Annotated in this window: 14 protein-coding genes; 6 read left to right on the top strand and 8 right to left on the bottom strand. The window is 71.0% G+C overall.

Annotated features, from left to right (window positions below):
• Positions 1-38: 38 nt before the first annotated feature.
• Positions 39-548, top strand: coding sequence for a SigE family RNA polymerase sigma factor (locus tag AB0J76_RS08885; protein WP_352324796.1), 510 nt, complete (start codon positions 39-41; stop codon positions 546-548).
• Entirely contained in the window at positions 545-1672 is a 1128-nt protein-coding gene (locus AB0J76_RS08880) for a hypothetical protein (protein ID WP_352324797.1), read from the top strand. Before AB0J76_RS08885 ends, AB0J76_RS08880 begins: the two co-directional genes overlap by 4 nt.
• Here the strand turns inward: AB0J76_RS08880 and AB0J76_RS08875 are convergent.
• Genes AB0J76_RS08875 through AB0J76_RS08860 form a run of 4 tightly spaced genes read right to left on the bottom strand, consistent with a single transcriptional unit; the run spans position 1667 to position 5584 of the window.
• Positions 1667-2509 carry a TIM barrel protein gene (locus AB0J76_RS08875; protein WP_352324798.1) on the bottom strand — a complete coding sequence of 281 codons (843 nt, stop codon included), beginning with the start codon at positions 2507-2509 and terminating at the stop codon, positions 1667-1669. The genes AB0J76_RS08880 and AB0J76_RS08875 overlap by 6 nt on opposite strands.
• A 5-nt stretch (positions 2510-2514) precedes the next feature.
• Positions 2515-3351, bottom strand: a complete 837-nt coding sequence (locus AB0J76_RS08870) for a carbohydrate ABC transporter permease (protein WP_352324799.1) — start codon at positions 3349-3351, stop codon at positions 2515-2517.
• Positions 3345-4232, bottom strand: coding sequence for a sugar ABC transporter permease (locus AB0J76_RS08865; protein ID WP_352324800.1), 888 nt, complete (start codon positions 4230-4232; stop codon positions 3345-3347). Before AB0J76_RS08865 ends, AB0J76_RS08870 begins: the two co-directional genes overlap by 7 nt.
• A gap of 29 nt (positions 4233-4261) precedes the next feature.
• Positions 4262-5584, bottom strand: coding sequence for an extracellular solute-binding protein (locus AB0J76_RS08860; RefSeq protein ID WP_352324801.1), 1323 nt, complete (start codon positions 5582-5584; stop codon positions 4262-4264).
• 286 nt (positions 5585-5870) lie between these two features.
• Here AB0J76_RS08860 and AB0J76_RS08855 point away from each other — a divergent pair, with 286 nt between their 5' ends.
• The 3 genes from AB0J76_RS08855 (at position 5871) to AB0J76_RS08845 (ending at position 8938) form a co-directional block, all read left to right on the top strand.
• Positions 5871-6872: an SIS domain-containing protein gene (locus AB0J76_RS08855; protein WP_352324802.1), complete on the top strand. Its 1002-nt coding sequence runs from the start codon at positions 5871-5873 to the stop codon at positions 6870-6872.
• Between the two features lie 61 nt (positions 6873-6933).
• Positions 6934-7806 carry a PfkB family carbohydrate kinase gene (locus tag AB0J76_RS08850; protein WP_352324803.1) on the top strand — a complete coding sequence of 291 codons (873 nt, stop codon included), beginning with the start codon at positions 6934-6936 and terminating at the stop codon, positions 7804-7806.
• Positions 7807-7849: 43 nt separating this feature from the next.
• Positions 7850-8938 (top strand): LacI family DNA-binding transcriptional regulator, encoded by a 1089-nt coding sequence (locus tag AB0J76_RS08845; RefSeq protein WP_352324804.1) that lies wholly within the window; start codon positions 7850-7852, stop codon positions 8936-8938.
• A gap of 27 nt (positions 8939-8965) precedes the next feature.
• On the opposite strand, the gene AB0J76_RS08840 is transcribed toward AB0J76_RS08845, so the two are convergent.
• Positions 8966-9253 carry a DUF3040 domain-containing protein gene (locus AB0J76_RS08840; RefSeq protein WP_352324805.1) on the bottom strand — a complete coding sequence of 96 codons (288 nt, stop codon included), beginning with the start codon at positions 9251-9253 and terminating at the stop codon, positions 8966-8968.
• A 360-nt stretch (positions 9254-9613) separates the two neighbouring features.
• Positions 9614-10222 carry a DNA starvation/stationary phase protection protein gene (locus AB0J76_RS08835; RefSeq protein ID WP_364389175.1) on the bottom strand — a complete coding sequence of 203 codons (609 nt, stop codon included), beginning with the start codon at positions 10220-10222 and terminating at the stop codon, positions 9614-9616.
• A gap of 182 nt (positions 10223-10404) precedes the next feature.
• Here AB0J76_RS08835 and AB0J76_RS08830 point away from each other — a divergent pair, with 182 nt between their 5' ends.
• Positions 10405-10539 carry a hypothetical protein gene (locus AB0J76_RS08830; RefSeq protein WP_352324808.1) on the top strand — a complete coding sequence of 45 codons (135 nt, stop codon included), beginning with the start codon at positions 10405-10407 and terminating at the stop codon, positions 10537-10539.
• Positions 10540-10656: 117 nt separating this feature from the next.
• Here the strand turns inward: AB0J76_RS08830 and AB0J76_RS08825 are convergent, their stop codons facing one another.
• Positions 10657-11097: a PPC domain-containing DNA-binding protein gene (locus AB0J76_RS08825; protein WP_352324809.1), complete on the bottom strand. Its 441-nt coding sequence runs from the start codon at positions 11095-11097 to the stop codon at positions 10657-10659.
• A gap of 37 nt (positions 11098-11134) precedes the next feature.
• The gene (locus tag AB0J76_RS08820; RefSeq protein ID WP_352324810.1) at positions 11135-11674 is read right to left on the bottom strand and encodes a hypothetical protein; all 540 of its coding nucleotides are present in this window, start codon (positions 11672-11674) and stop codon (positions 11135-11137) included.
• Between the last annotated feature and the right edge of the window lie 2 nt (positions 11675-11676).

Genomic DNA, 11676 nt, shown 5'->3' with positions numbered 1-11676 from the left:
CCGGTCGCGTTGGGAACGGGCGAAGGGAGATCATCACATTGGACGCTCATGACGGCTTCCGCGAGTTCGTCATCGCCCGGCAACAGGCGCTGATGCGGACCGCCTATTTGCTCGTGGGCGACCCTCACCTGGCCGAGGACCTGCTCCAGAGCGTGCTGGTCAAGGTCGTCCGGCACTGGCACAAGCTGGCGCGGGACGGCAATCCCGAGGCGTACCTGCGTAAGGCGCTGGTCAACCAGTACATCTCGTGGCGGCGCCGGCCGAACCCCGAGCTGCCCAGCGCCGACCCGCCCGAGCGCGCGGTCACCTACGACGAGGACGCGCTCGACCGGATCGTGCTGCGCCAGGCGCTGGACAAGCTGACGCGCAAGCAGCGCGCGGTGATCGTCCTGCGCTTCTGGGAGGACCTCACCGAGGCCCAGACCGCCGACGTGCTCGGCTGCGCGGTCGGCACGGTGAAGAGCCAGACCCATCACGCGCTGGCGCGCCTGCGCGCGCTGGCCCCCGACCTCGTGGACTCGCGACCCGCTCAGGAGGCGGCCCGATGACCAGACTGCGTGACGCACTGAACGGCATCGCCGAGGAGGCGCCGCCGGTGAACCTGGCCGACCTGGCGGTGGCGGGGTACCGGCGCAGACGCCGGGCCTCGGCGACGCTGGCGGCCGCCGCGACGATCGCGGTGCTGGCCGGGGTGACGGCGACCGTGCTGGTGGCCGGGCCGCGACGGGTGCCCGCCGCCGCGCCGCAGGCCGCGGCCGCGGCCGTGCCTGTCCTGCCCGCGGGGAAGGTGGGGACGCTCAGCCACGCCTACCGGCAGAGCTGCCTGCCTCCCAGGGGGAAGAGCGCGCCGCCCGGCTGCGTGGACAGCGAATGGCGGGTGGTCACCGGCGACGGCACGACGTACCGGGTGCCCCAGGCGCTCGGGACGACCGCCAGGAACGACCGCGTGCCCGTCGCCCTCAGCCGCGACGGGCGCATGTTCGCCTACTACGACAAGGACGCGGGGGCGCACGTCGTCCGGGACATGGTGACCGGCGCTGAGACGGTCTCCGCCGCGAAGGTGGCGGCGGAACGCCTCGGCATGGGCTCCATGCTGGTGGTCTCCGACGACGGCCGCCACCTGGCCTTCGACCCGCGCGAGGGCACCAAGGACCCCGGCCTGCTGATCGACGTGCGGACCGGCGCGACGGTGTCCGTCCCCGGCGTGTACGAGCCGGTCGCCATCAAGGACGGCGTCGCCGAGCTGGTCCGCTACCGCAAGACCGACCTGCTGTTCATGCCGGTCGCCGGCGGCGGCCGGCCGGTGCGCTTCGACGGCGTCTTCATCATGTTCAGCGAGCTCGCCCCGGACGGCCGCACGGTGGCCGCCTTCGAGTTCCCGCCCGGCAAGAAGGTCCCGCCCGAGTACATGACCCGCCGGCTCACCCTGCTCGACACCAGGACCGGCCGCACCGTGCGGAAGGTCTCGGTCAAGGGCCTGCCGAAGAGGGCGGGCATCGACGGCACCACGATCTGGCAGAGCCCGTCGGAGGTCACGCTCACCGTCGAGGTCGGGAACAGCACCCGGGCCTACGCGGTGGACGTCCGCACCGGCCGGGCCAGGCTGGTGAACAGCTATCCCGGCGGGTTCAAGGGACAGCTGGTCATGCCCGGAGCCGCCGGCGGGCTATGAGGCTCCCGGGAGCGCTGCCTGTACGGAGGCCAGGCAGCGCTCCACCACGGGACGCGGGTCGAAGGCGTAGTCCCCGGCCCCGAACAGCTCGAACGTCATGGCCCCCCGGTAGCCCCTGCGGTCCAGCGCGGCCAGGTAAGCCGCCAGCGGCAGCTTGCCGTCGCCCCAGGCCAGGTGCCCGGTGGGGGAGCCGTCGATCAGGTGCACGTGCCTGACCCGGTCGCCGAGGGCGTCGAAGTAGTCGTCCACGCTCTCCCCGGCCGCCGCCATGGCCACGGTGTCCAGCACCGCGCCCAGGTTCGGGGCGCCCACCTCGTCGATCATGCGGGCCAGCGTGGGCGCGTCGTTGACCAGGTTGGACTCCACCCGCTGCAACGCCTCCAGCACGCACGACACGCCGAGCGTGCCGGCGTAGGCGCAGATCTCGCCGATCGCGTCGGCCGAGCGCCGCCAGGCGGCGGCGACCGGCTCGTCCTCGAAGCCCCGGCCCGGGGTCAGCAGCAGCAGCTCGGCCCCCAGCTCGGCGGCCAGCTCGGCGGCCCGGCGGAACATCGCGACGCTCGCGGCCCGCAGCCGGCTGTCCGGCGAGGCCAGGTTGACGGGGTAGGCCACCTGCTCGGGCGTCAGACAGCGGACGGTGAGCCCCCGCCCGGCGGCGCGCCGGCGGATCGCCCGCGCCTCGGCGTCGCTCAGCCACGGCACGTGCAGCTGCGGCGCGACGCCCCACAGCTCCAGGTGCTCGCGCCCGAGCGCGGCGGCGTCGTCGAGGAAACGGTCGAGGGGCAGGTGCTGGTAGGCGAAGTTCGAACCGGTGACCTGCCGCAGTGACAACGACATCAGACTCACTTCCCGACCCCGTCGGCGAGGCCCTTGACGATGTAGCGCTGGCCGAGGAAGAACAGCAGCACCACGGGCAGCGCCGCGATGACCATCCCGGCGAAGACGACGGGGAAGTCCGTGCCGTGCTTGCTCATCAGGCTGGTCAGGCCGACCGGCAGCGTCTGCACGCCGGCGCCGCTGGTGAAGACCATCGCGAACAGGTACTCGTTCCAGGCGAACAGGATGTGCAGCAGCACGGTGGAGGTGAGGATCGGCTTGCACATCGGCAGGATGATCCGCCAGAACGCGGTCCAGCGGCTGCACCCGTCCATCTCGGCGGCCTCGTCCACCTCGCGCGGCAGGTCGATCATGTACGCCCGGATGAGGAACGTGGTGAACGGGATGCGGAACGCGGTGTAGAGGATCAGCAGCGCCCAGAAGCTGTTGTACAACCCCATGGCCTGGAACATCTTGACCAGCGGCACGAGCGCCACGGTCGGCGCGAGCATGAGCCCGCCCAGGATGCCCATCGTGACGAACCGGTTGAGCGGGATGTCCACCCGGGTCAGCCCGTAGGCCGCCCACGCGCTGACGAACACGGTGGCGACCGTGGAGGTGAGCGTGACCAGCACGCTCGTCGTCAGGTAGTCGCTCACCCCCCGGTTCCACGCCTTCTGGTAGCTCTCGAAGCTCCAGCTCGACGGCAGCGCGAACGGGTTGCCGAACAGCTCGCTGTTGGACTTGAACCCGTTGAGCACCATCCACAGCAGGGGATAGAGCACGACCACCGCGAGGCAGAGCAGGAACGCCCAGAGGAACACGCGCGCGATCACGCCGAGGAAGCCGCGGCGACTCACCATTCCACCCTTCTCTTACGGGTGACCCACATCTGTCCCACGGCGATGCCGAGCGTGATGACGAAGATCACCGTCGCGATGGCGGCGGCGTAGCCGAAGTTGTTGCGCACGAAGCCGCTGCGGTAGAGCCAGGTGCCCAGGACCTGGCTGGAGTTGTCGGGGCCGCCGCTGGTCATCACCATGACCTCGTTGAACACCTGGAAGGCGCCCGAGATCGTGACCATCATCATCAGCCCGGTCATCTCCCGGACGAGCGGAACCGTGACGTGGAAGAACCGCCGGACCGGGCCGGTGCCGTCGATGGCGGCGGCGCCGTAGATCTCCCGGGGGATGCGCTGGATCGCGACCGCGAACAGCAGCGTCGAGTAGCCGAAGCCCTGCCACTGGCTCATCGCGATGATCGCCGACATGGCGGTGCTCTCCTGGCCCAGCCACGCCTGGGCCAGGCCGTCCAGGCCGACCGCCCTGAGCAGGTGGTTGAGCGGGCCCAGGTTGGGCTCGTAGATGAAGTAGAAGAGCAGACCGGCGACGGTCATCGAGATCGCCGACGGGATGAAGTACACCGCCCGCAGGCCGCGCTGCCACCGCTCACTGCGTACGCCCTCGATCAGCGCGGCCAGCAGCAGCGCGCCGAACACCTGGAAGACGATCGAGACCACCGCGTACAGGACGTTGTTGCCCAGCGCGGACCAGAAGACCGGGTCGTCGATCAGCTTGCGGTAGTTGTCGAGCCCGACGTACTCCTGGGTGCCGCTGTAGATGTCCCATTTGAGGGTGCTGAACTGGAAGTTCTGCACCAGCGGCAGGTAGACGAACACCACGACCAGCGCGAGCGCGGGGGCCACCCACGCCAGGCCGAGCGCCCGTTGACGTATGGCACGCACCGGCATGCCCTCCCTCCGGCCCGCCCGGCCTACTTCGCCGACTCCGACGCCGCGCGGACGCTCGCCAGCACCTTGTCGGGGGTCGAGCCGCCGCTGATCAGCGCCTCGCCGCCGGCCAGCCAGGCGTCGGCGACCTCGGGCACGGTGACGGTGTCGAGCCACGCGGCCAGCCGCGGCGCCTTGTTGACCTGCTCCATGCCCTCGTAGACGGCCTTGCTGGAGGTCTCGGGGCTGACCGCGCCGACGACCGTGCTGGGCTGCCCGTACGGGGGCGCCGACAGGGTCTTGGCGTTCTGCGTGGAGGTCACGAACTTCATGAAGTCGACGGCCAGCGCGGCCCGCGGAGACCTGGCGTTGATCAGGTAGCCCTCGGGCGCGCCCTCGATGGTCTTGGGGTCGCCGGCCGCGTTCTGGGGGACGGGGAGCTGGAAGATGCCGAAGTCGTCCGGCTTGAGGCCGTTCTTGTCGGTGGCGTTGTCGAACTCCAGGACCTCCTGGTAGTACATGGCCGCCTTGCCGTCGTGGAAGGCCTGCTGCGCCGAGCTGTAGAGCACGCCGTTGGTGCCCTTGCCGGTGTCGGTGCAGGTGTCGACCAGGGTCTTGAACCGGTTGAGCGCGGTCACGTAGCCCGGGTTGTCGAGCTTGGCCGTCTTCGGGCTGAAGTCGGCCTGCAGGACGTCGGCCGGCACGTCGTAGGCGAAGAGCTGCTGGAGGTAGTGCAGGGCGGGCCAGCCGTCCTTGTTGCCGAAGGCGATCGGCTCGTAGCCCGCCTTGCGCAGCGCCGCGCAGCTCCCGACCAGCTCCTCGAACGTGCCGGGCACCTTGACGCCGGCCTTGTCGAAGGCGGTCTTGTTGTAGCCCATGAACTTGCCGTTGCCGTACAGCGGGATGCCGTAGTACTTGCCGTCGTAGGCGAAGGCCGACAGCGAGCCGGGGCTGAACGTCTTGCCCCACTCGGTGTCCGGGCCGATCACCTTGCTCAGGTCGGCGGCCCGGCCGCCGCGCACGAAGTTCTCCGCCCAGTTGCCGCTCCAGGTGAAGAAGACGTCGGGCAGCGCGTCGGAGGCGGTCAGCGTCTTGGTCTTGTCCTTGATGCTCTGGTCGGTCTCCTGGATGAGCTCGACCTTCACGCCCGGGTGCTGCTTCTGGTACGCCGCGGCCAGGTCCTCGAAGTACGGCTGCAGCGGGTCGCCGGCGAACTTGGTGAGGATGCTCAGCGTGCCGGAGAAGTCGGGCTTGGCGGACAGGTCGGCGGCGGGGGCCTTGGCCGCTCCGTCGCCGCCGCCGGAACAGCCGGCCAGGGCGAGCGTCCCGAGGAGCGCCGCGAACGACGTCATTGCGCGAGGGCGCATGGGCTTCCTTTCTCTCGGAGGGAGAGGGGGACCTGCCGGTCCGCGGTGGGGGTGTTGGCTGACTGTACAGATGAACTGATACCGGTACCAGAGCGGGAAGCAAGATTTTCTTTCCCGGCGCCTTCCAGTGGGGTTTTTCCTACGATGAAACAGCAGCATGCGGCTAGTTCTCGCAGGTCGGGTGTTGACGCGCGGCCGGATCCTGTGTCAGCGTGACCTCCGCGTGATACCGGTATCAGGCCGCTGGACGCCGCCGGCCCGCAAGCTTTCCCGAAAGGACGCGAAGATGCTCGGATTCAACGAGCCGGAATTCCTGTCGCAGCTGGCCAGCACCGTGGCCCTGCGCCCCCAGATCGAGGAGCTCGTCGATCGGCTCGTGGACCAGGGGTTCGACACCCTCCTGCTCGTCGGCGCCGGCGGCACGTACGCCCAGATGTGGCCCTACGAGCACCTGGCCAGGCGCAACTCGACGCTCGACGTGCGCGCCGCGATCGCGGCCGAGCTGGTCGTCTCGGGCGACGCCCGGCTCGGCGAGCGCACGGTCGCGATCTTCACCTCGGTCTCCGGCACCACCGAGGACAGCCTGCGCGCGATCGAGTACGTCAAGGACAGGGGCGCCTACACGATCGGCTTCACCGGCTACCCCGACTCGCCGATCGCCAAGGCCGTGGACGCCGTGCTGGTCTCGGAGCCGAAGGCGTGGCCGTTCGACCAGCAGATGTTGCTGTTCATGGGCCGCCTGCTGTCCCGCCGCGGCGAGTTCGAGGGCTACGGCAAGCTCGCGGACGAGCTCGCCAAGCTGCCCGAGGTCATGCTCAAGGTCGCCGAGCAGGCCGAGCCGGTGGCCGCCGCGTTCGCCGAGGCCCACAAGGACACCGACTACCACTTCCTCATCGGCGGCGGGAACCTGTGGGGATTCACGTACCTGTACTCGATGTGCATCCTCGAGGAGATGCAGTGGCTGCGCACCACCCGCGTGCACAGCGCCGAGTTCTTCCACGGCTCACTTGAGCTGCTGGAGGAGGACACGAGCGTGATCATCTTCCAGGGCGAGGACGAGACCCGCGCGCTCACCGACCGCGCCGAGGCGTTCGCCAAGCGCATCTCCAAGGACGTCACCGTCTTCGACACCCGCGACTACCCGCTCGACGGCATCAGCCCCGAGTTCCGCGGCCTGCTCGCCCCAATCGTCCTCGACACCGTGATGGGCCGGGTCAGCAAGCACCTGGAGCGGGTCCGCGACCACTCGCTCGACCTGCGCCGCTACTACCGGGTCATGGACTACTAGGCCACCGCCTCCGCTCCCGTCCCCGGCGGCGGGAGCGGCCCACCCCCGACTCAGGAGAACAATGAGAGTCCTCGGCTTCGGCGACAACATCGTCGACCGGTTCGTCGATCGGGGCATCGACTATCCGGGCGGCAACAGCGTGAACGTCGCCGTCTACGCGGGCCGCCTCGGCGTCGAGGCCGCCTACCTCGGGGTCTTCGGCGACGACGACCTCGGCGGCTTCCTGCGCGAGGCCGTCGCCGCGCAGGGCGTCGCGGTCGACCGCTGCGTGGTGCGTCCCGGCGAGAGCGGCGTGTCCCGGCTGCGCGTGGACGACGGCGACCGGGTCTTCCTGGGCTGGAACGGCGGCGGCGTCACCGTGCGGGAGCCGCTGGCGCTGACCGGCGACCTGCTCGCCTACGCCGGCTCGTTCGACCTGGTGCACTCCAGCGTCTACTCCGGCACTGAGGATGAGCTGCCCCGGCTCGCCGGCCTGCGTCCCCTGGTCAGCTTCGACCTGTCCAGCGAGGACGACTACCGCACCCCCGCCTACCTGGACCGCGTCTGCCCGCACGCCGACCTGGTGCTCCTGTCCTGCTCCCACCTGGACGAGGCGGGCACCCGCGACCTGCTGGCCCGCGCCGTGGCGAGCGGCGCCCGCCTGGCGCTCGGCACCAGGGGCGTGGACGGCGCGATGGCCTACGACGGCCACGACCTGGTCACCGCCCCCGCCCGGCTGGTCGAGGACCCGGGCAAGATCGTCGACACCATGGGCTGCGGGGACGCGTTCCTCGCCGGGTTCGCCGTCTCCCTGCTGCGCGACGGCTGGCGCAAGGGCGCCGCGCCCGGCCGCGGGCCGGTCCTGCGGGCGCTGCTGGCCGGCGCGGAGACCGCCTACGACCAGTGCTTCGTCGAAGGCGCCTTCGGCTTCGGCAGGCCCGCCCCGCGCGGCTAGCATGGGCGTGCCCGCGACCCCCCAGAAACGAGGAACCCGTTCGATGGCAGCCGACCGGAGCCAGTCGGGCCGGCCGACGATCTCGGAGGTGGCCGCCGAGGCCGGCGTCGGCCGCGCCACCGCGGCCCGCACCCTCGGCGGCTACGGCTATGTCAGCCCGGAGCTGCGCGAACGGGTGCTGGCGGCGGCCGAGAAGCTCGGCTACCGCACCAACGCCCTGGCCCGCAGCATGTCCACGGGGGTCAGCCACACCCTCGGCGTGATCCTGGCCGACATCGGCAACCCGTTCTTCGCGGGCGTCATGCGCGGCATCTCCGACGCCTCGCGCGCCCGCGGGTTCGACACGATCGTGCTGAGCACGTACGAGCGGCTCGACGAGGAGGTGGCGGCCACCGACGTGCTCATCGACAAGCGGGTCGACGGCGTCATCATCGCCTCGGCGGCCGTGGGGCGCGACGAGGTCAAGCACATCAGGGCGGCCATGGGCCGGGGCATGCCCATCGTGCTGGTCGACCGCGCGGTCGCGCCGCTCGACCTCGACACCGTCGTCATCGACAACCGCGGCGCGGCCCGCGAGGCGGTCGAGGTGATGATCGCGGCCGGTCACCGCCGCATCGGGTTCGTGTGGGGGCCGTCCTCGGTCGATCCGCCCGTGACCAGGCGGGCGCTGCTGGAGAAGGCCCGCAACGTGTGGACCGACGGCGAGCGCCTGCGCGGCTACCTCGACGCGCTCGACGACGCCCGCATCCCCTTCGACCCCGAGCTGGTCATGACCGGCCCGAAGACCGAGGAGTGGGCCACCCAGGAGGTGGCCCGCATGCTGGCGCTGCCCGACCGCACCACCGCCCTGTTCTGCACGGAGACCGACGCCGTGACCGGGGCGCTGCGGGCCGTCCGCGCCGCCGGGCTGTCCTACCCGGCCGACATCTCGCTCATCGGCTTCGACGACAGCGCCTGGGCGGCCGTCATGGACCCGCCGCTGACCATGATCGAGCAGCCGGTCCACCAGCTCGGCGCGAAGGCCGCGGAGGTGCTGCTCGACGTGCTCGACGGCGCCGAGCCGCGGCACGACGTGCACACGCTGCGCTCGCGCCTGGTCACCCGCGCCTCGGTCGCCCCGCCGCCGTCCTGATCGGGCGGCCGGCGGTCAGGGGGACGGTCAGGGATGGGTGACCTGGGGCGAGGTGGTCACCACCTCGCGGGAGGGGCGCGGCGCGGGCGGGGTGCGCGGACGGCCCGCCGCCACGAACACGACGGCCGACAGCAGGGTCATCGCGACCACGATGACCAGGATGAACGCCATCTCCCTGCGGGTCACCGGGCAGCGGCGGCGCCGGGCGGGTTTGGCGTTGAGCGCGTCGATGCGGCAGGCGAAGTCGCGGTCCTGCCAGCGCAGATCCTGCTCGATCTCGGCCAGGATGCGGCGTTCGCGGTCCGACAGGCTCATGGCCGCCGCTCCCGTCCCGCGACGCCGTGGGCGGGGGCGGGCGGTGAGGTCAGCGGTTCGGTCATGTCGTTCTCCGTCGCTCCCGGTCAGAAGTAGCCCCCGTCAGGGCGGCCCGGTCGGGGCCGGCCCTGGTCAGAGGGCGTCCCGCTGGTGAGGCACGCCTTCGTGGCGGCGCGCTCTGGCGGGTCGCCGGCGGCCCCGAAGGCCCGCGATCCCTCCGTACCCGGCGGTGCGGGCTCGATGCGGTGCCTTACCGCGCCCGGTATGAACCGTTACGCCCGGTGTGCGATGTCCGCCTAAATCCAGACATTTCCTTCACCTGGCGTCGATTTCCGGCTTACCGGACATCGGGCGGGCCGGTCAGCTGTCCGGCTTCTCCACCAGCGGGGTGTCCACCAGGTGCTCGATCAGGAACCAGGTCTGGAGCTCGTTCGTCCTGATGACGTCGGAGACCAGCAGGTCGTTGGTGCCGTCGTCGCCCATCTCCTGCGCCCGGCCGGCCGCGTCGTGGGCGGCCACGAGGATGGTCTCGTGCGCCTCGATCAGGCGGGAGAGCATGGCGGGCACCTCCTCGCAGCCGTTCGGCGGGCGCGGGATCACGGTGATCTCGGCCACGTGCCGCGGGTCGCCCACCGCGACGCCGCCGAGCGTCTGCACACGCTCGGCCATCGCGTCCACCAGCGCGATCTGCTCCGAGGCGTGCTTGTCCAGCAGCAGGTGCAGCTGGTAGAAGGTCGGGCCGCGCATCAGCCAGTGGTGCTTCTTGTACAGGCTGTAGAGGATCTGGGTGTCGGCCAGGATCTGGTTCAGGCGCTGGCAGGAGTACTCGCGGGCGTCGCGGGAGAGGCCGAGCGGGAACATCCGCACGGTGCCGTACTCCTGGATCTCCACGCCGTTCACGTGCAGCCACGGCTGGCTGTCAGGCTTCGACCGGGTCGGCTTGGCGGACCGTTTGGTGGGCACGTACATCTCCTCAGATAGTCGGAACAATCGCCCGGAAACCTCCCCTCCGGCGCGCCAAGCGCCCCCACGAGCCCGCACAAGAGCCGGTCAACATCCGCCGCCCGCGATCGTTTGCCCGCAGGTCAGAGGGGTAGCCGGAGCGATGGGCGCGGGGGAGCCCGTGCCCGGTCCGCCGGGAGGGGATGACCATGCGACGCAAAGAGCCCGAGGACGAAGAGACGCCCGCGGCCGACCTCGAAGGCCCCGGAGGCGAGGAAGAGTACGACGAGGAGCGCGAGCGCTTCGAACACATGAAGGAACTGAACCCGGACGACTTCGAGTGACCGCCGGCACACGGGGAAAGGCCGGCTGCGGCGCAGGGTGAGAGGCCGGCGCAGGTCGAGAGGCCAGTACGGGCCGCGAGGTCAGCGCGGGTCGAGAGGCCAGGACAGGCCGCGAGGTCAGCGCAGGTCGATGAGGGCCAGGCCGGTGGCGGGGTCGTGGCGGCGCCGCAGGTAGCGGGGGGACTGCGTGACGATCACTTCGAGCGTCGGCCACACCTGCCCGGCCAGCAGGTGGCCGCCGCGGGTCGTGCCGTCGGGCAGGCCCACGACCACATGGGCGTGCAGGTGGGGCCGTACGTCGTCGTCGGGCATGGCGAAGTCGCCGATCAGGGAGAGCACCTCGGTCTGGCGGTCGACCGGGATCGGGTCGTAGCGGAGCGCCTCCGGGTCGAAGAAGCCCAGCGTGACCTGCCGGAACCCGCCGATGCCGGTCAGCCGGGCGGCGCGGACGCCGTTGTCGGCCGCCCACTGCGTCAGGCTCTCGACCACCTCGTCACCGGGGTCGAGGACCACCGCGTACGTCTGCTCCTCGACGGTGGAGAGCCGCTTGCTGCGCATGACGATCTCCTGCCCGCAGGGCGCGCGGGCAACCCGGTCACTTCCAGACGGCCCTGGCCAGGATGTCGCCCAGCCCGGGGGTCTTCCACTGGTCGACGACCAGCACCTTCTCCTTGCGCAGGTACCAGATGCGCTGGGTGAAGGACACCGGGGCCGGCTTGCTGGTCTTCGTCTGGCAGCCCAGCCTCCACTCGGTGAAGCGGGCCGGGTGCCCCGCCCCCACCTGCACGGTCGCGGCGCGGGACGGCCGGAGGGGCGGCACGCCCTCCAGGTAGCGCCGGTCCGGGACGCACTCCACGACCCCGCTGCTGGGGTGGTACGGCTGGCCCGGCCGGTACGTGCCGCCCTCGGACGCGTAGGCGATGGCCCGCGGCCCGCCGAGGGAGAAGCCGGGGCATTCCGTCGCCCGCTTGGAGCAGGTCCCGGTGACCACGTCGAGCCCGCCGATCGGGTCCTTCTTCACCTTCCAGGAGACCGGTATCTGGAGGGTGAACCCCCGGAACGACACGGGTTTGGTGGCCTGCGCGGGCGTTCCGGTCAGGACGAGCGCCGCGCTGAGCGTCAAGGTCATGAGCACGG

Source organism: Nonomuraea sp. NPDC049624 (genome assembly GCF_040675255.1).
GTDB lineage: Bacteria > Actinomycetota > Actinomycetes > Streptosporangiales > Streptosporangiaceae > Nonomuraea.
The sequence above is the reverse complement of the archived record's forward strand: the minus strand, read 5'-3'. Positions and strand labels throughout refer to the sequence as shown.

What these genes read in the sequence shown, in the direction of transcription:
- AB0J76_RS08860 (WP_352324801.1), bottom strand. Translation starts at nt 5,584, where the DNA reads ATGCGCCCTCGCGCAATGACGTCGTTCGCGGCGCTCCTCGGGACGCTC.
- AB0J76_RS08855 (WP_352324802.1), top strand. Translation starts at nt 5,871, where the DNA reads ATGCTCGGATTCAACGAGCCGGAATTCCTGTCGCAGCTGGCCAGCACC.
- AB0J76_RS08870 (WP_352324799.1), bottom strand. Translation starts at nt 3,351, where the DNA reads ATGGTGAGTCGCCGCGGCTTCCTCGGCGTGATCGCGCGCGTGTTCCTC.
- AB0J76_RS08880 (WP_352324797.1), top strand. Translation starts at nt 545, where the DNA reads ATGACCAGACTGCGTGACGCACTGAACGGCATCGCCGAGGAGGCGCCG.
- AB0J76_RS08845 (WP_352324804.1), top strand. Translation starts at nt 7,850, where the DNA reads ATGGCAGCCGACCGGAGCCAGTCGGGCCGGCCGACGATCTCGGAGGTG.
- AB0J76_RS08875 (WP_352324798.1), bottom strand. Translation starts at nt 2,509, where the DNA reads ATGTCGTTGTCACTGCGGCAGGTCACCGGTTCGAACTTCGCCTACCAG.
- AB0J76_RS08830 (WP_352324808.1), top strand. Translation starts at nt 10,405, where the DNA reads ATGCGACGCAAAGAGCCCGAGGACGAAGAGACGCCCGCGGCCGACCTC.
- AB0J76_RS08840 (WP_352324805.1), bottom strand. Translation starts at nt 9,253, where the DNA reads ATGAGCCTGTCGGACCGCGAACGCCGCATCCTGGCCGAGATCGAGCAG.
- AB0J76_RS08850 (WP_352324803.1), top strand. Translation starts at nt 6,934, where the DNA reads ATGAGAGTCCTCGGCTTCGGCGACAACATCGTCGACCGGTTCGTCGAT.
- AB0J76_RS08835 (WP_364389175.1), bottom strand. Translation starts at nt 10,222, where the DNA reads ATGTACGTGCCCACCAAACGGTCCGCCAAGCCGACCCGGTCGAAGCCT.
- AB0J76_RS08825 (WP_352324809.1), bottom strand. Translation starts at nt 11,097, where the DNA reads ATGCGCAGCAAGCGGCTCTCCACCGTCGAGGAGCAGACGTACGCGGTG.